Annotated in this window: 15 protein-coding genes; 7 read left to right on the forward strand and 8 right to left on the reverse strand. The window is 67.7% G+C overall.

Features of this window, described 5'->3' with window-relative positions; translation table 11 throughout:
* The first annotated feature begins 1 nt into the window (after position 1).
* Positions 2-928 carry an ABC transporter substrate-binding protein gene (locus IV501_RS02890; RefSeq protein ID WP_200554895.1) on the forward strand — a complete coding sequence of 309 codons (927 nt, stop codon included), beginning with the start codon at positions 2-4 and terminating at the stop codon, positions 926-928.
* A gap of 88 nt (positions 929-1,016) precedes the next feature.
* Here the strand turns inward: IV501_RS02890 and IV501_RS02895 are convergent, their stop codons facing one another.
* Both IV501_RS02895 and IV501_RS02900 read right to left on the reverse strand, forming a co-directional pair.
* Entirely contained in the window at positions 1,017-1,724 is a 708-nt protein-coding gene (locus IV501_RS02895) for a DedA family protein (RefSeq protein WP_200554896.1), read from the reverse strand.
* Complete coding sequence (locus IV501_RS02900; RefSeq protein ID WP_200554897.1) at positions 1,721-2,638, reverse strand: aminotransferase class IV; 918 nt, start codon at positions 2,636-2,638, stop codon at positions 1,721-1,723. The genes IV501_RS02895 and IV501_RS02900 overlap by 4 nt, the downstream gene beginning before the upstream one ends.
* Positions 2,639-2,649: 11 nt before the next feature.
* Here IV501_RS02900 and IV501_RS02905 point away from each other — a divergent pair, with 11 nt between their 5' ends.
* The 4 genes from IV501_RS02905 (at position 2,650) to IV501_RS02920 (ending at position 9,871) form a co-directional block, all read left to right on the forward strand.
* Positions 2,650-4,083 carry an anthranilate synthase component I family protein gene (locus IV501_RS02905; RefSeq protein WP_200554898.1) on the forward strand — a complete coding sequence of 478 codons (1,434 nt, stop codon included), beginning with the start codon at positions 2,650-2,652 and terminating at the stop codon, positions 4,081-4,083.
* A 71-nt stretch (positions 4,084-4,154) separates the two neighbouring features.
* Complete coding sequence (gene leuS / locus IV501_RS02910; protein WP_200554899.1) at positions 4,155-6,773, forward strand: leucine--tRNA ligase; 2,619 nt, start codon at positions 4,155-4,157, stop codon at positions 6,771-6,773.
* A 111-nt stretch (positions 6,774-6,884) separates the two neighbouring features.
* A complete protein-coding gene (locus tag IV501_RS02915; RefSeq protein ID WP_307812147.1) occupies positions 6,885-7,544 on the forward strand; it encodes a ComEA family DNA-binding protein in 660 nt (219 codons plus the stop codon).
* Between the two features lie 23 nt (positions 7,545-7,567).
* Complete coding sequence (locus tag IV501_RS02920; RefSeq protein ID WP_200554900.1) at positions 7,568-9,871, forward strand: ComEC/Rec2 family competence protein; 2,304 nt, start codon at positions 7,568-7,570, stop codon at positions 9,869-9,871.
* 53 nt (positions 9,872-9,924) lie between these two features.
* On the opposite strand, the gene IV501_RS02925 is transcribed toward IV501_RS02920, so the two are convergent.
* The gene (locus tag IV501_RS02925) at positions 9,925-10,599 is read right to left on the reverse strand and encodes a hypothetical protein (protein WP_200554901.1); all 675 of its coding nucleotides are present in this window, start codon (positions 10,597-10,599) and stop codon (positions 9,925-9,927) included.
* A 172-nt stretch (positions 10,600-10,771) separates the two neighbouring features.
* Between IV501_RS02925 and holA the strand changes: the two genes are divergently transcribed.
* The gene (holA, locus tag IV501_RS02930) at positions 10,772-11,794 is read left to right on the forward strand and encodes a DNA polymerase III subunit delta (protein WP_200554902.1); all 1,023 of its coding nucleotides are present in this window, start codon (positions 10,772-10,774) and stop codon (positions 11,792-11,794) included.
* Between the two features lie 184 nt (positions 11,795-11,978).
* Here holA and rpsT read toward each other — a convergent pair whose 3' ends face one another.
* The gene (gene rpsT, locus IV501_RS02935) at positions 11,979-12,239 is read right to left on the reverse strand and encodes a 30S ribosomal protein S20 (protein ID WP_200554903.1); all 261 of its coding nucleotides are present in this window, start codon (positions 12,237-12,239) and stop codon (positions 11,979-11,981) included.
* A 242-nt stretch (positions 12,240-12,481) separates the two neighbouring features.
* Here rpsT and IV501_RS02940 point away from each other — a divergent pair, with 242 nt between their 5' ends.
* On the forward strand, positions 12,482-13,624 hold the full coding sequence (locus IV501_RS02940) for a pyridoxal phosphate-dependent aminotransferase (RefSeq protein WP_200554904.1): 1,143 nt from the start codon (positions 12,482-12,484) through the stop codon (positions 13,622-13,624).
* Here IV501_RS02940 and IV501_RS02945 read toward each other — a convergent pair.
* From IV501_RS02945 to IV501_RS02960, 4 genes are read right to left on the reverse strand one after another with little or no spacing between them, the layout of a single operon-like run.
* Positions 13,621-14,388 carry an ABC transporter ATP-binding protein gene (locus IV501_RS02945; RefSeq protein ID WP_200554905.1) on the reverse strand — a complete coding sequence of 256 codons (768 nt, stop codon included), beginning with the start codon at positions 14,386-14,388 and terminating at the stop codon, positions 13,621-13,623. The genes IV501_RS02940 and IV501_RS02945 overlap by 4 nt on opposite strands.
* A complete protein-coding gene (locus tag IV501_RS02950; protein WP_200554906.1) occupies positions 14,385-15,221 on the reverse strand; it encodes an ATP-binding cassette domain-containing protein in 837 nt (278 codons plus the stop codon). The genes IV501_RS02945 and IV501_RS02950 overlap by 4 nt, the downstream gene beginning before the upstream one ends.
* Entirely contained in the window at positions 15,218-16,078 is an 861-nt protein-coding gene (locus IV501_RS02955) for an ABC transporter permease (RefSeq protein WP_200554907.1), read from the reverse strand. Before IV501_RS02955 ends, IV501_RS02950 begins: the two co-directional genes overlap by 4 nt.
* On the reverse strand, positions 16,075-17,061 hold the full coding sequence (locus tag IV501_RS02960) for an ABC transporter permease (RefSeq protein ID WP_200554908.1): 987 nt from the start codon (positions 17,059-17,061) through the stop codon (positions 16,075-16,077). Before IV501_RS02960 ends, IV501_RS02955 begins: the two co-directional genes overlap by 4 nt.
* Positions 17,062-17,187: the final 126 nt, after the last annotated feature.

The following is a 17,187-nucleotide window of genomic DNA, read 5'->3' on the forward strand; positions in this document are numbered from 1 at the left end:
CATGTTCAATACCAAGAAGAAGGTCCTGGCGATAGCCGGGGTCGCGACAGTCGCGGCCCTTGCCCTCGCCGGCTGCTCCTCATCCAGTTCGCTGAGTGGCGGCTCCGGTTCCAGCGCGAAGGAATCCATCGTCGTCGGCTCCGCAAACTTCTCCGAGAACACGATCCTCGCCCAGATCTATGGTCAGGCGTTGGCGGCCGACGGGTTCAAGGTCTCCTACAAGCCGAACATCGGCGCTCGCGCGGTCTACTTCCCGGCACTCGAAAAAGGCACCGTCGACCTGATTCCGGAATACTCGGGAAGCATCCTATCGTTCGTCGACAAGTCCGCTGTCGCGACCTCGCCGGACGACGTGAACGCCGCGCTGGCAAAGGCGCTGCCGTCCACCGTCGTCGCCTACCAGTCGGCTGAGGCGGCCGACTCCGACTCGCTCAACGTCACCGCCGAGTTCGCGAAGACGCACAGCCTGAAGTCGATCGGCGATCTGAAGAACGCCGGGCCGATCACTGTCGCCGCGAACCCCGAGTTCGAGACGCGCCCCGACGGTCTCCCCGCGCTCAAGTCGCTATATGGGCTCGACAACATCACCTTCCAGGCGATCAACGACAGCGGTGGCCCTGCCACGCTGAAGGCGCTGCTCGATAACACCGTGCAGGTCGCAGACATCTACTCGACGACCCCGTCGATCGAGGAGAACAAGCTCGTCACGCTCACCGACCCGAAGAACCAGTTCGCGTCGCAGCAGGTGATTCCGCTGGTCAACAAGAAGAAGGCCAGTTCGAAGGTCGAGGCGGTACTGAACAAGGTCTCGGCGAAGCTCACCACCAAAGACCTGCTGGCGCTCAACGCGGAAGTCTCCGGCGACAAGAAGACCGAGCCTGACGTCGCAGCGAAAGACTGGCTGAAGAGCGCCGGGCTGGTCAAATAGTCGGGCTGGTCAAATAATAGGGCCGAATAAGTAAGCCGGTCTGAACAGTAAGTACGAGCGTCTGGAGAGCGGGGCTCGGTGGCTGCGGCTACCGGGCCCCGTTGTCATTGCGGTGGTCGTTGCGGTCGTCATCCAATCCGGTGACGGCATCCCTCTCGACCGCGCCCATGTGCTGCGCCTCCCGCTTCTCCACCACCTTCTTGATCACGAGTACCGCCACCAGAAACACCACGATGATGCCGGCAAACAGAAATCCGGCGCCATGCAATTGATCGGCGAGGCGGCGATACGAGCCAGCAGCCAGCCAGCCGACCGAGACGTACGCGAGCGCCCACACGATGCAGGCCGGTGCCGTCCAGCGCATGAAACGGCGGTAGGTCATCGGACTGGTCCCCACGGTGAGCGGGATGAGGGCGTGCAGTACCGGAAGGAAGCGCGAGATGAATACCGCTATCCCGCCGCGACGGGCCAGATAGTTCTCGGCGCGATTCCAGTTCTTCGCGCCGATGCGCCGACCCACCCAACTCGCCCGCAGGTGCGGGCCGAACCAGCGCCCGAGCGCGAAGCCCACGCTCTCGCCGGCCAACGACCCGACGATCACCGCGGCGAGCGTGCCCAGGTACTGCGGCCAGCCATCGATGGCGGTGGACGAGACCAGAACGATGGTGTCGCCCGGAACGACCAGACCGACGAGGATCGACGTCTCGCAGAACATGCCGACCAGCAGGATCAGCAGGCGCACCAGCGGCTCGACATGGCGCACAGTGTCGAGAATCCAGGTCAGCACTTCGTTCACACGGGCAGGCTTTCCGCACCGATCTGATCCATCGCGATCCGGCCAGGGGCGATCTGGTCCGGGGCGATCCGTTCGGGCAGAGCGCGCCGCAGCCGGTCGAGTCGAGCTCGCCAGGTCGCGAGGCGTCCGGGTTGTTCCGCGACTAATGGGCCGTCCACCCACGACGTGACGATTCGGATGCCGTGGAGCGCGCTGAGGGCCCAGATCTCCAGTCCGTCGAGGTCGGCGGGCGCTACCGATTCGTAGAGCACATCGATGCCGAGCGCCGTCGCCAGCGCGATCACCGAGCGGGCGGTGACACTGTCGACTCGCTCCAACTCGGGCGAGGGGGAGCAGAGGGCATCCCCGCGCCACCAGAGCAGCGCGCTGTACGCGCCCTCCACGACATAACCAGCGCCGCCGTTCCCCTTGGCCCCGGAGCCATCGCCATCGGCAGAGAGGATGACGGCCTCACCCGCGCCGCGCGGCTGCACCGATGTGCGGGCGGCGAGCAGGGCATCCGTGTCCGGACCTTTGATCGTGGGGGAGCGGCGCGGGTCGGGACCGTCGAAGGTGGCGAGCACCACCGAGCGGGTGCGTTCGGGGGCGGAGCGCAGACGCAGTACGAACAGGGTGCCGTCGGAGCGGCTCTGCAGCTCGACCCGGGGAAACCAGTCGCCCTCGCGCGGGATGAGGTCGATGGCGGCATCCCAGAAGCGCGGCGCCTCGGCCCGGGGGTCCGTGGCCAGACGATGAGTCTCGGCGAACACCTCGACCGCGTCGAGGAAGCGCTGGCGGTGCAGATCGAGGGCGAGCGCCGTGCCCTCGGTGACCAGCCAGGAGTCTGCGGCAGCGACGAGCGTGCGCGACATATCGCAGTAGTCGAGCGGTTGAAGCACGCCTTCGTGCCACCGGTGGATCGAGGTTTCGCTCATAGACTCAGGGTATGCGCCTGCGCCCCCTCGAGGCTGAACTTCCCTGGGCGGAGCCGGTTGAGCTGTTTTCCACGGTATTCGCCGAGGAGCCGCTCGCGGTCTGGCTGGATGGCTCCCCGATGTCGTATATCGGCTTAGGCGATCGCCTGGCGACGGCGTCGGTCACCGACGGAACGGTGACGCTCGACGGGGTGACGCGGGCGGGAGAGTTTCTCGACCTGCTGCGGGACGAGCTGGCCGCGACGGATGTCGCCTCGGGCGAGGGTTTCCGCCTCGGCTGGGCCGGGTGGTTGGGCTACGAGCTGGGCAAGCAGACACTGGGGGTGCCCGTCACCCGGTTCTCGGACCGCCCGGATGCGGCGCTGATCTTCGTCGACCGGCTGCTGGCCTTCGATCATGTCGCCCGCACGCTCACCGCGCTGGCGCTGACGGAGCACGGCCTGGCCAACCTCCGGACCCGCCATGACCGTTGGTCGAGTAGCGCGCGAGCGCCAGCGAGCACGGGTATCGAGGCCCGGCGGGCGATTGATACGGGTGCGAATGATTTCGATACGCGTCCTCGTTCCTCGGGCGCTACTCAACCGGCGGCAGTTCCTCGTTCCTCGGGCGCTATTCAACCGGCGCACGCCACCTGGGCGCACACCGACGCCCAATACCTCGCCATGATCCGCGCCTGTCAGGCAGCGATCCATGAGGGTGAGGCCTACCAACTCTGCCTGACCACGGAGGCGACGGTGCCGCACGCCCCCGACCCGCTCGCCACCTACCTGCGCCTGCGCGAGACCAGCCCCAGCCACCACGGCGGCTTTATCCGGGCGGGCCAGGTGACCCTCCTCAGCGCCTCACCCGAGCAGTTTCTCAGCGTCACCCCCGACGGAATTGTGGAGTCCAAGCCGATCAAGGGGACCAGGCCTCGAGGAAGCACCGCGGCATCCGACAGCGCACTCGCCCGCGAACTCCTCGACAGCGACAAGGAGCGCGCCGAGAACCTCATGATCGTCGACCTGATGCGCAACGACATCGCGCGGGTCAGCGAGGTCGGCTCGGTCAGCGTGCCCTCGCTGCTCGCCATCGAGAGTTACGCCCACGTACACCAGCTGGTCAGCACCGTGCGCGGCATCCTTCGCCCCGGACTCGGAGCGGTGGATGCCGTCGCCGCCTGTTTTCCCGCGGGCTCGATGACCGGGGCACCCAAGATGCGTGCCGTCGAAATCCTCGATGCGCTCGAGGACCGAGCCCGGGGCGTGTACTCCGGGGTCTTCGGGTACTTCGGCTTGGACGGCCGTGCCGACCTGGCCATGGTCATCCGGAGCATCGTGATCGACCCGCAGGGCGCCACCATCGGGGCGGGCGGCGGCATCACCGCTCTGTCGGTGCCCGAGGAGGAGCTCGCCGAAGTGAAGCTCAAGGCCGCAGCCCTCCTGGCAGCCCTCGGGGTCGTCTAACCGTCCCAGTTCGCTAACCTTGTGTTTCGGGCGTGTTTCTCTCCGCCCACATCCCCGCATACGAAGTGAGAATGCCCTTGCCACACGACTCCGCGCCCCACGTTTCCGAGCCGCACAGCGCATCCCCCCGCGGCACCGAAGACGACGGCCCGCGCTACGACCCGGTGGCGCTGCAGAACAAGTGGCTGCCGCGCTGGGAAGAGCTGAAGCCATTCCGCGCCGACATCGAGGGCGACAAGCGACCGCGCAAGTACGTGCTCGACATGTTCTCGTACCCCTCGGGCGACCTGCACATGGGCCACGCTGAAGCTTTCGCGCTCGGCGATGTCGTCGCGCGCTACTGGCGTCAGCAGGGCTTCAACGTGCTGCACCCGGTCGGTTGGGACTCCTTCGGTCTGCCCGCCGAGAACGCCGCCATCAAGCGCGGGGTCGACCCGCGCGAATGGACCTACGCCAACATCGACCAGCAGAAGGTGTCGATGAAGGAGTACGCGACATCCGTCGACTGGGACCGCGAACTTCACACCAGCGACCCCGAGTACTACAAGTGGAACCAGTGGCTGTTCCTCAAGCTGTACGAAAAGGGCCTCGCCTACCGCAAGGAGAGCTGGGTCAACTGGGATCCCGTAGACCAGACCGTGCTGGCGAACGAGCAGGTGCTGGCCGACGGCACGTCCGACCGCTCGGGCGCCGTCGTGGTGAAGAAGAAGCTCACCCAGTGGTACTTCAAGATCACGGATTATGCCGACCGCCTGCTCGATGACCTCAACCAGCTCGAGGGTTCATGGCCCTCGAAGGTGCTCGCCATGCAGCGCAACTGGATCGGTCGCTCCGTCGGCGCCGATGTCGACTTCGAGATCGAGGGTCGCCCCGAGAAGGTCACCGTCTTCACCACCCGCCCCGACACCCTCTACGGCGTGACCTTCATGGTCGTCGCCCCCGATTCCGACCTGGCCGCCGAGCTCGTCGCCGGCAGCGCCGATCCGGCGGTGCGCGCGAATTTCGCCGAGTACCTCACTCAGGTGCAGAAGTCGACGGAGATCGAGCGCCAGGACGCCAGCCGCGAGAAGACCGGCGTCTTCCTCGACCGGTTTGCCATCAACCCGGTGAATGGGGAGCGCATCCCGATCTGGGCCGCAGACTACGTACTCGCGGACTACGGTCACGGCGCCGTCATGGCCGTGCCGGCGCACGACCAGCGTGACCTCGACTTCGCCCGCAAGTTCTCGCTTCCGGTGCGCGTGGTGCTCGACACCAACGCTGCCGTCACCGGCGCCATCCCCGTTCTGCCGATCAACCCGGAGACCGGCGAGGCCGAGCTTCCGGATGACCTCCCGCCGCTCGATCCCGCCCACACGGGTCAGGCGCTCACGGGTGAGGGGCGCATGATCAACTCCGGCCCGCTGGACGGCCTGAGCAAGTCGAATGCCATTCGTCGCATCACCGAGATCCTGCAGGCCGCCGGCAACGGTCGCGCCGCGAAGAACTATCGCCTGCGCGACTGGCTGATCTCCCGGCAGCGTTTCTGGGGCACCCCCATCCCGATCCTGTACGACGAGGATGGCGAGCTGATCCCGGTCGCCGAGGAGCAACTGCCCGTTCTGCTGCCGCCGACCGAAGGGCTCGACCTGCAGCCGCGCGGCCAGTCGCCGCTCGGCGCCGCCGAGGACTGGGTGAACGTCACCCTTCCCGACGGTCGCCAGGGTCGCCGCGACGCCGACACGATGGACACCTTCGTCGACAGCTCGTGGTACTTCCTGCGCTTCATGAACCCGAACGACGAGACGCAGGCGTTCGCGCCCAAGGAGGCCGACAAGTGGGCCCCCGTCGACCAGTACGTCGGCGGCGTCGAGCACGCCATCCTCCACCTGCTCTACGCACGCTTCATCACCAAGGTACTGTTCGACCTCGGCTTCGTGAGCTTCACCGAGCCGTTCAGCGCGCTGCTCAACCAGGGAATGGTGCTCTCCGGCGGCTCGAAGATGTCGAAGTCGAAGGGCGGCGTGAACCTCGGTGACGAGATCGCCCTGTACGGCGTCGACGCGATTCGCCTGACCATGGTGTTCGCCGGGCCGCCAGAGGACGACATCAACTGGGAAGACGTCTCGCCCGCGGGTTCGGCGAAGTTCCTCGCCCGCGCCTGGCGTCTTGCGCAGGATGTCACCAGCGCTCCCGAGGTCGAGTGGAAGACCGGGGACAACGGCCTCCGCCGCGTCACCCATCGCTTCCTCGCCGAGGCTCCGGGGCTCGTCGAGTCGTTCAAGTTCAACGTCGTGGTCGCCCGCCTGATGGAGCTGGTCAACGCCACCCGCAAGGTGATCGATTCCGGGGCGGGCGGCGGAGACGCCGCAGTACGTGAGGCGACCGAGACCGTCGCGCTCGCCCTGTCGCTGTTCGCGCCGTACACCGCCGAAGAGATGTGGGAGGTGCTCGGCTACCCCGCCAGCGTGGCACAGCACGGCTGGCGCAAGGCCGACCCGACTCTCCTCGTGGAGAGTTCCGTCACGGCGGTGGTGCAGGTCAACGGCAAGGTGCGCGAGCGCCTCGAGGTGAGTCCCACGATCGACCCCGCAGAGCTTGAGCAGCTCGCCCGCACGTCGGCCGCGGTCATCCGGGCGATCGGCGACGGCGAGATCGTCAACCTCATCGTGAAGGCCCCGCGTCTGGTGAGTATCGCGGTCAAGGGCTAGTCGCTCTCTGCTGGGAGGTCTCCTCTCCATCACCGATCGCTGAAACGGCCGCTCTCCCCAGCCCGGGGTGAGCGGCTGTTCCGCCTTCGGCGCTGGACGTAGCGTGCTGAGGTGCCGTCCACCGATCTGCCTCTCCTCGTCCGGCCGCGGTCGCGGCTGCGGGTCGGGGTAGGGGCGGTCGTGGCGCTCGGGCTGCTCGGTCTGAGCATCGCGGTGATCGTCACCGCCATTGGCCCGCACGGGGCGACGACGCTGGTGGGCACGTCGCCCTCCCCGCCGTCGCCGTCATCTCAGTCGGCGCGTTCTGCTGACTCGCGTGCCGAGATCTACGTTCATCTCCTCGGCGAGGTGGAGCATCCCGGACTGTTCGTGCTGCACGACGGCGACCGGGCAGTGGATGCGGTGGCCGCGGCCGGCGGGTTCACCCCCGCCGCAGACCAGGCGCAGCTCAATCTCGCCCGCGCGCTTGTCGACGGAGAGCAGATCGTCGTGCCGGCGATCGGGGCGGCGCCACCGGTCGTTTCGGGTCTTCCCCCGCCCTCGGGTGGTGCTGCCGGCGGCGGAGCGGGGGGAATCGGCGGCAAGGTCAATCTCAACACCGCCGACCAGGCCGCGCTGGAGACACTGCCGCGGGTCGGTCCCGCGCTGGCGCAACGCATCCTGACCTGGCGGAGCACCAATGGCCGATTCACCGCGATCGAAGACCTGATGAGCGTGACCGGCATCGGCGAGAAGACCTTCGACGGTCTGAAAGAGCTGGTGACGGTGTGAGAGCGCGCGGGGTGGATCTTCGGTTGGCGATTCCGGTCGCCGCGGCCTGGGCGGTCACCGCCGTGATGATCGGGATGCCCGGTGTGCTTCCCTGGGCGGTCGGTGCGTTGGTCGCGCTGGCGGTCGGCACCGCGGTACTCGGGCGTCGGTGGCGCTGGCTGCTCGTCGTGTCCCTCGCGTGTGCAACTGCGGCGGTCCCGGTCTCCCTCGCGGCAGCACAGGCCGGAGCGCGTCACCCCGCTGCGTTGGTGGAGGCGGCGCGTGCGGGTCGGCAGGTGACGGTGCTTCTCGTGGTCGACGAAACGATGCGGGACGGGCATCCGTTCGCGGCAACGCTGACCGACGCGTCGTTCGGGGAGACCGCGCTCAGTGCGTCGGTGCCGATAGCGGTTTTTCCGCAGCGCGGTGAGGTGGTTCAGCGCGCAGCGATCGGCTCGACGGTGTCGGCGCGGGGAGTGCTCGTGGCCGAAGACCCGGGGGAGAGCGCCGCGTTCCGATTCTTCGTCTCCGGCGATCAGCGCGTGGTTCGGGGGCCACCGTGGTTTCTCGCCTGGGCCGATGGACTCCGCGCCGATTTCCGGCGGCTGGTAGCCGACCTGCCTGGCGATGGCGCGAGGCTCCTGCCCGGACTGTCGATCGGCGATACCTCCGCGGTCACCGACGAGCTCGACGCATCCATGAAGGCATCATCGTTAACCCATTTGACCGCGGTCTCCGGGGCGAATTGCGCGGTGATCATCGCCCTGGTGATGCTGGCCGGGGCACGGCTCGGCCTGCCCCGCGGTGGGCGGATCGGCATTTCGCTGGTGGTCTTGCTCGGATTCGTCGTGCTGGTCACCCCCGAGCCAAGTGTGCTGCGTGCTGCGGTGATGGCCGGGATCGTATTGGCGGCCCTGGCGAGCGGTCGACCGACGCGCGGGCTGCCGGTGCTCGCGCTGGCGGTGATCGTCCTGCTCATCGTCGATCCGTGGTTGGCGCGAAGCTACGGGTTTGCGCTGTCGGTTCTCGCGACCGGCGGACTGCTTCTGCTCGCCCGTCCTCTCGCTGGCGCTCTCGCACGATGGCTGCCGATGCCTCTGGCCGTCGCGCTCTCCGTGCCGTTAGCCGCGCAGCTCGCCTGTCAGCCGGTATTGATCCTGCTGAATCCGTCCATTCCCACCTACGGGGTGATCGCCAATGTGCTCGCGGAGCCCGCCGCGCCAGTGGCGACGGTGCTCGGACTTGTGGCCTGTGTGCTGGCGCCGTGGGTGCCGCCGCTCGCGCATCTCGTGGCGGCCATCGCGTGGGTGCCGTCGGCCTGGATCGCCGCGGTGGCCGGCTTCTTCGCCGGGCTGCCGGGCAATGCGCTCGCCTGGCCGGGCGGGGTCGTCGGGGTGGTACTGATCGGTGTCATGTCCGCGCTCGTGATGATGCTCGCGCTCGGTGTCGGCGGGCGCCGCGGGCGACGGGTCTTCGGCGTGCTGGTGGCCGCGTCATCCGTCGGCTATCTGGGAGTGGTGGCCGGCGACCACGTACGGGGCGAGCTGTCGCGCCCGGCGGACTGGCAGATCGCCGCCTGTGACATCGGTCAGGGCGACGCGGTGCTGGTGAGAAGCCTCGGAACGGTGGCCCTCATCGATACGGGACCCGACCCGAAGCTGCTGAGCGGATGTCTCGACACCCTCGGAATCTCGCGGATCGACCTGCTCGTGCTCAGCCATTACGACCTCGACCATGTTGGGGGCACCCCGGCGGTGTTCGGGCGGGTGGATCGCGCTCTTCTCGGCCCGGTCGCCGATAAGAATGACCAGCGACTCGCCGATGACCTTGCCGCGCACGGCGCCGCCGTCGAGCACGTGAGCAAAGGAATGACCGGTGTGCTCGGCGAACTCGGTTGGGAGGTGCTGTGGCCGAAAGCGAAGCTCGCCGGTGTGCAGCCTGGCAACGACGCGAGCGTGACACTGCGGTTTCGTGGAGTGGGGGCGTGCGCGGGCGGGTGTCTCAGTGCGCTCTTCCTCGGAGACCTGGGCGAGCAACCGCAGACCCTACTCATGGCGGCGAACCGACTGGATCATGTCGCAGTCGTGAAGGTTGCGCACCACGGCTCGGCCGACCAGAACGAGCGGCTGTACGGCGCGATTAGCGCCGACGTGGGAGTGATCGGTGTGGGCGCCGACAACGACTACGGGCACCCCACCGATGCGTTGCTGGGCATTCTGAGGTCGTCTGGCACCGCGATCACCCGCACCGATCTGCAGGGGATGGTGCTGATCAGCGCGCGGGTGGATGGAGGCGAGACCATCTGGACGGAGCGGTCACCGCCGGGCGACCGGCTCTCACGCCACTAGTGTTCCTGGCCACGGAGCGTCACGGGCCACGGAGCGTCACAGGCAGCTGACAGTCACAGGCAGCTGCCGATGCCGCCATCGGTCGCGTAGACGGTCGACGGAGGGTTGCCGCTGGCGGCCCGAATCACGATGTAGACCACGCGGTCGGAGAGTTCCGGTTCGTAGTCGGTGTTCGGTGCGAGGATCTCGAACGAGACCATTCGATTTCCGCTTTGCAGCAGCTCGGTGTGCGACAGGCTGCCCGTGACGCCCGGTTGCAGGCCGGGGTAGGCCGCGCGCAGCTCAGCGGCGGTCGAACCGAGGTGGATGCCTTTCGCGGTGCGGAGCGAGGGGCTTGCCGGAGCGATTCCCGCGACTTTGCCGTCGACCACCTCGACATCGAAGGTGTTGTCCCCGGCGTAGTTCGCAACCCATCGGTCCGCCGCAGCGTCTCCGGCGGAAAAGCCATCGCCGTCTCCCTCGAGCTGGCAGTACTGCGGCATGAACTTCAGCAGCGGGCTGTCGGCTGCCGCCATTCCGATGCGGAGCGGGCCGAGTCCCTCCGGGGTGATCACCAGCGAATCGAGAGCGGGCGTGCCGGAGACGGTGGTCGGACTGGCCGACGGTTGCCCGGCATCCGCTGGCTGGGTCGCGGTCGGTGAGAGCGACGGACGGATCGGGTTCGTCGTGCATCCGGTCACCGCAAGGCCCGCGACGGACAGGATGACGATTGCTCGAACGATGCGCATGGGGCGACGATATCCCGTAGTCGCCGCGCACGAGCCGTTCGGTTCAGCACGTCACGATAACGATTGCCTGCGCGAGCTGGACGGCGCTGTCAGAGCTACCCCGTACGCTTGATCCGGGCATCTGATTCCGGCTTCAGCGGAACGATTACGGCGACCAGAGGGAATGGGCAGAATGGCGACGAAAGCTCCCGCGAAGACGGCGGTCGCCATCCCGCAGCTGTCCTGGGACAAGGTTCGCCCGGCGCGGGTCGTGTTGGTCTCCGGGCCCGAAGACTTTCTCGCCGACCGTGCGATCCGGATGCTTCGGGACACACTCAAAGCGGAAGACCCGAGCCTCGAGGTCAACGACATCGACGCCGGCTCGTACGGTCCCGGCGAGCTCGTCACGCTCGCCAGCCCCTCGCTGTTCGCCGAGCCGCGCATGATCCGTGCTTTCACGGTGGAGAAGTGCACCGATGCGTTTATCGCCGAGACGCTGGCCTATCTCGCTGCTCCGGCGGACGACACCTACCTCGTGCTGCGTCACGGTGGGGGAGTGCGAGGCAAGAAGCTGCTCGACGCGGTGCGTGGGGGGCTCGGTGGCGGCATCGAGATCGTCTGCGCCGACCTGAAGAAGGACTCGGAGAAGCTCGACTTCGCTACCAAAGAGTTCTCCTCTCGCGGGCGCCGCATCACCAGTGGCGCGCTTCGGGCGCTCACCTCTGCCTTCGCCGACGACCTGGCTGAGCTCGCCGCTGCCTGTCAGCAACTGTTGTCTGACGCCACGGAAGAGATCACCGAGGCGACGGTCGAGAAGTATTATTCCGGGCGGGTGGAGACGAACGCCTTTCGTGTCGCCGACATCGCGATCTCGGGTCGGCACGGCGAGGCGCTCATCTTGCTTCGGCATGCACTCGCGTCCGGCGCCGATCCGGTGCCGATAGTCGCGGCCTTCGCCAGCAAACTGCGCACCATGGCCAAGCTGGCTGGTGCGCGCGGCACTTCGGGACAGCTCGCCCAGCAGTTCGGACTCGCGCCGTGGCAGGTCGATCGTGCGCGCCGTGACCTGCAGGGCTGGGACGACGCCGGCCTTGGGCGCAGCATCGAACTCTTGGCCGAGACGGATGCCGCGGTCAAGGGCGCAGAACGCGACCCGGTGTACGCGCTCGAGCGCATGATCGGCGTGGTCAGCGCCCGCGGCCAGCAGCCCCGCTAACCCCGGCCCCGTTCGTCGAGTAGCGCCCGAGCGCCCACACCCGTTCGTCGAGTAGCGCCCGAGCGCCCGCGCGCGGACGAGGACGCGTATCGAGGCCTCCACGCGAATCTCCCCGAGCCCCAGCCCCGGGCACGCGAAAAGACCCCGTCACGGCGGTGACGGGGTCTTTCGTAAAAGTCTCTAGTTAGAGCGCTGCAACCTGCTTGGCGATGGACGACTTGCGGTTCGCCACCTGGTTTTTGTGCAGCACGCCCTTGCTGGCGGCCTTGTCGAGCTTCTTGGTGGCGAAGAGCAGGGCAGCGGTGGCCTTGTCCTTGTCGCCGGCGACGATGGCCTCGCGGGTGGCGCGGACGGCCGTCTTGACCTCGCTCTTGACCGCCTTGTTGCGCTCCTGAGCCTTCTTGTTGGTTCCGATGCGCTTGATCTGCGACTTGATGTTTGCCACGTTGGTAACTTCCTGTATCTATGAACGGTGAGGGCAGCCGCGAAGCCGGTGATCCAGACCTGAGGTCTGGCCGATCCGGGCTGCGATCCGCGGACATTTCGGGTGACGAAACTGAACGCGTAAGCCAACAGGCAACGATACCAGCATCGAGGCGGTTTCGGGCAATCGGGCCGGTTGTTGCGTGTCGGAGAGCGAATGGGCGAGTCGGGCTGAGGTTCGGCCCACCCCGCTACCGTGGAACCATGCCCTCTCTCGCGCCGCACGCGCTCTCGGTCCCCGGCTCCGGCATCCGTCGCATCTTCGAGATCGCGGTCGAGCTCGACGACGTGATCTTCCTTGCGGTGGGGGAGCCGGACCTGCCCGTCGCCCCGCACATTCTCGCCGCCGCCGCCGAGGCCTGGGCGGAAGACCGCACGAACTACGCACCCAACGCGGGAATCGCGCCGCTGCGAGCCGCGATCGTCGAGAAGCTCGCGCGCGAGAATGACATGGTGGTCGACCTCGAGCAGGTCTGGGTCACCGTGGGGGCGACACAGGCGCTGCACCAGGCTCTCGGGCTGCTGCTCGAGCCTGGCGACGAAGTACTCGTGCCCGACCCGGGCTACACCACCTTCACGATGAGCACCCGGCTGCTGAATGCGGAGACAGTGCCGTATCAGCTGCGTCCGGAGAACGATTTCGCCCCGGACCTCGCCGAACTCGATCGCCTGGTCACTGACCGAACGAGAGTGCTGATCGTCAACTCCCCGTCGAACCCGCTCGGCCGGGTCTTCGACGAGAAGCAGCTGCGCGCGCTGCTCGATTTCGCTAAGCGGCACGACCTCTGGGTGCTGAGCGACGAGGTCTACGAGTTTCTCACCTACGGCGAAAAGCACGTCAGCATCGCGAGCCTCGACGACGAGAATCGCGTCTTCACCGCCTTTTCGCTCTCGAAGACCTATGCGATGACGGGCGTGCGGGTCGGCTATCTGGTGGTTCCGCCGGGGCTCGCGTCCACCATGCGCACGGTGCAGGAGACCACGGTGAGCTGCGTCGCGATGCCAGACCAGTTCGCCGCGATCGCCGCTATCACGGGAGACCAACAGCACGTCTCCGATGCGCGTCAGCACTATCGCGCCAACCTCGAGGCGGCCTGCGCCCTGCTAGATGAGCGCGGCATCCGTTATCTGAAGCCCAAGGGCGCGATGTATCTCTGGCTCGACGTGTCTTACGCCAGCGGTGGAGATGTCGCCGGCTGGGCCGAAAGGTTCCTGTTGCACGAGCGCGTGGCCGTCGCACCCGGAAGCGCTTTCGGCCGCTCGGGCGAAGGCTGGATCCGCGTCTGCGCCGCCGCCACCGAAGCCGACCTGCTCGAGGGGCTGCGGCGACTGCCGAGCCCGAACTAGGCGGGAAGCCGAGGCACGCTCGCCAGCAACCGCCGGGTGTACGGATGCTGCGGGGCTGAGAGCACCGCATCGGTGCGGCCCTGCTCGACCACACGTCCGTTCTCGAGCACGAGCATCCGCTGGCACAGCGCCGCCACGACGCCCAGGTCGTGGGAGACCACGACGACCGTGAGCGGGCTCTCGCCGGAACCCAGCTCGGCGAGCAGTTCGATGATGCGCACCCGGGTGGAGACATCCAGGGCGCTCACCGGCTCGTCGGCGAGCAATAGCCGCGGGTTCGGCACGATCGCGCGGGCGATGGCGATGCGCTGGCGCTGCCCGCCGGAGAATTCGTGCGGGTAGCGGCCCGCGGCATCCGCCGGCAGCCCCACCGACTCGAGTGCCGCCGACACCCGCTGGTGGACCGCGGCGCGAGCGCGTTCGATGCCGAGCGACCGCAGCGGCTCGGCGATGATGCGCTCGACGCTCTGCCGCGGGTCGAGCGAGGAGTACGGATCTTGAAACACGGCCTGGGCGAAGCGGCGATGGGCGCGCAGCGCGGAGCGGGAGCGGGAGTCGAAGGCAGAACCGTCGGTGAGCAGCGTGCCGCTCGACGGGCGGGTCAGCCCGAGCATCAGCCTCAGCAGCGTGGACTTGCCCGCACCCGACTCGCCGACGATCCCCAGGTTCTCACCGGTCTCGAGGGTGAAGCTCACGTCGGCGAGGGCGTCTGGTCGGCCGCGGTAGGCGAATCCCAGCTCTCTCGCCTCGAACAGTGCTGTCACGCGAGGCTCCCGGGATTGTCTATTGCGCTGTCGAGTTCCCGCGCTCCCGCGACGAGCTCTCGGGTATACGGATGCTGCGGCCGCGCGATCAGGTCGGCCAACGACCCACGGTCCACCACCTCGCCGTGCCGCAGCAGCACCACCCGGTCGGCGACGCGCGAGACGACGGCGAGATCGTGGCTGATGAAGAGCAGCGACATCCCGCGCTCGGAGATGACGCGATCGAGCAGGTCGAGGATTCCGGCCTGAACGGTGACGTCGAGGGCGGTGGTCGGCTCGTCGGCGATCAGCAACTGAGGTCGGGTTGCGAGAGCCATAGCGATGGCGACGCGCTGGCGCTGTCCGCCCGACACCTCGTGCGGGTAGGCCCGGGCGATGCGATCGACCTCGTCCAGTCCGACCTCGACCAGCGCATCCCTCACGGCAGCGCGCAACTCGGCGCGGGAGAGCGTTCGGTAGCGCTGAATCGGCTCCGCAATCTGGCGGCCGAGGCGCATGAGCGGGTCGAGTGCGGTCAGTGGCTCCTGAAAGACGACGGATGCCACCCGCCCGCGCAGCTCGACGAGGTCACGTTCCCGGCTCCCGACGACCTGCGCACCGCCCAGCAGGATGCTGCCATCGGCGGCGAGCCCGTCGGGGAGCAGTCCGGTGATCGAGAGTGCGGTGAGCGACTTTCCGCTGCCGGATTCGCCGATCAGGCCGAGGCGTTCACCGGCCGCGAGCTCGAAGCTCACGTCGCGGAGCAGGGCTCCGCCGGGGGAGCCGGAGCCGGGGGAGTCGACACTGAGAGAGTCGACACTCAGCGCATCGACACGGAGAAGGGGCTCGGTCATCGGCGTCTCCGTCTCGTCGGGTCGCCGACATCCCGCAGCCCGTCGGCAACCAGATTGATGCCGACGACGAGGATGACCAGCAGCACACCCGGGGCGATCGCGCCGACCGGAGCGACCAGAACGGTGCCCTGTGCCTCCTGCAGAATGCGGCCCCAGGACGCATTCGGCGGCGGGGCGCCCAGCCCGAGGTAGGAGAGGCTCGCCTCGGCGAGCACCGCGAGTCCGAACTGCAGCGCGAGGTTGACCACGAGTGTCGGCCAGATGTTGGGCAGGAGGTGCAGGAAGACGATGCCGAACCGGCCGGTGCCCGATACCCGTGCCGCGGTCACGTAGTCCTGCGACAGCACTCGCTTGCCCAGGATGCGCGTGAGCCTGGCCACGATCGCGCTCATGGCGACTCCGATCGCGAGGATGGCGGAGTCGAGCGACGCCCCGCGCGCGGCCACGATGAGCATCGCCAGCAGGAGCGTGGGAAAGGCGATCAGCACGTCGAGAAGGGCCGACAGAGTGTCGTCGAGCCAGCGAGTGGCGAACGACACGATGACGCCGATCGTCACGCCGAGGGCGGCGCCGAGGGCGACCGAGCCGATGCCGACGGTGAGAGCGATCCGCGCGCCGATCATGAGCTGGGTCAGAAGGTCGCGGCCGAGTTTGTCGGTGCCGGCCCAGTGCTGCGGGCTGGGCGGCGCGAGACGGGACCCGCTTGTGTCGCTCGGCGGGTAGGGCAGATAGAACAGCGACACGACGGCGATCACGACGATGATGCCGACCAGCACACAGCCGATCGCCAGGGTCAGCGACCGCCGCCGCGGCGCTCGTTTGGCGGTCTCGATTGCGAGTTCGACCGCAGTGCTCACGAGCGGGTCCTGCTTCCCGACAGCGTGTTTCCCGATACGCTCTCGCGCAGCCGCGGGTCGACGAGCCGTTGAGATAGATCCGCGAGGAAGCCGATCACCAGCACGGCGAAGGTGCTGACGAACAGGATGCCCTGGATGTCGGGGTAGTCGTGCTGCGCGATCGCCTTCAGCAGCATGCTGCCGAGGCCCGGCAGGGCGAAGACGTTCTCGACGACGACGGCGCCGAGGAAGGTGGTGGCGAGCTCGATGCCGAGGATCGAGATCACCGGCACAGAGGCGTTGCGCAGCCCGTGTCTCCACATCGCCGACGCGAAGCTCGCCCCGAGGGCGCGCGAGGTTCGCAGATAGTCGCTGCCGAGCACATCCAGAACCGCGGACCGCACGTAGCGGGTGATCGACGCCGACATCACGATCGCCACGGTGATCACGGGAAGAGCAAGCGAGCGGATGGCGTCGAGCGGATCGGCCCAGTCGTCGCGGGGGAAGCCGCCCGCCGGGAGGACGCGCAACTGGAGCGCGAATGCGGTGATGAGCAACACGCCGATCCAGAACACCGGCACCGCTATGCCGAGCTGGGAGAGGGCAGACAGCGCCAGCCCATACCACCGGCCGGAGCGGTATGCGGCGATGAAACCGACCGGCACCGCGATGATCACGGCGAGCACGAAGGCGATCAGGGTGAGGGGAACCGTGACGACGAGGCGGGAGATGATCTCCGGCCCGACCGGTAGGTCGCTGATATAGGAGGTGCCGAGGTTGAGGGTGACGAGCTGACCAATCCAGGTGCCGAACTGCACCAGCACCGGCTGGTCGGCGCCGACCCGGGCGCGTGCCGCGGCGATCTGCTGTGGACTCGCACCGAGCGAAAGGAGGGCGTTTGCCGGGTCTCCGGGCAGGAGCCGCAACAGCAGGAAGAGCACCGCCATGGCGAGAAACAGTGTGACGACGAGGAACAGCAGTCGCCGCAGCAGGTATGTCGTCATTGCTCGTCGTTCGTCAATGCAGTGTGTTCATCATGGGCATATCCACGGTAGCGGGGCGCCCCGGGCGGGGGGGGGGCCCCCGGGGGGAGAAATAGCGAAGAACAAAGTGATAAAAATGTGGGATGC

This window comes from Lacisediminihabitans changchengi (assembly GCF_016634425.1).
Classification (GTDB): domain Bacteria; phylum Actinomycetota; class Actinomycetes; order Actinomycetales; family Microbacteriaceae; genus Lacisediminihabitans; species Lacisediminihabitans changchengi.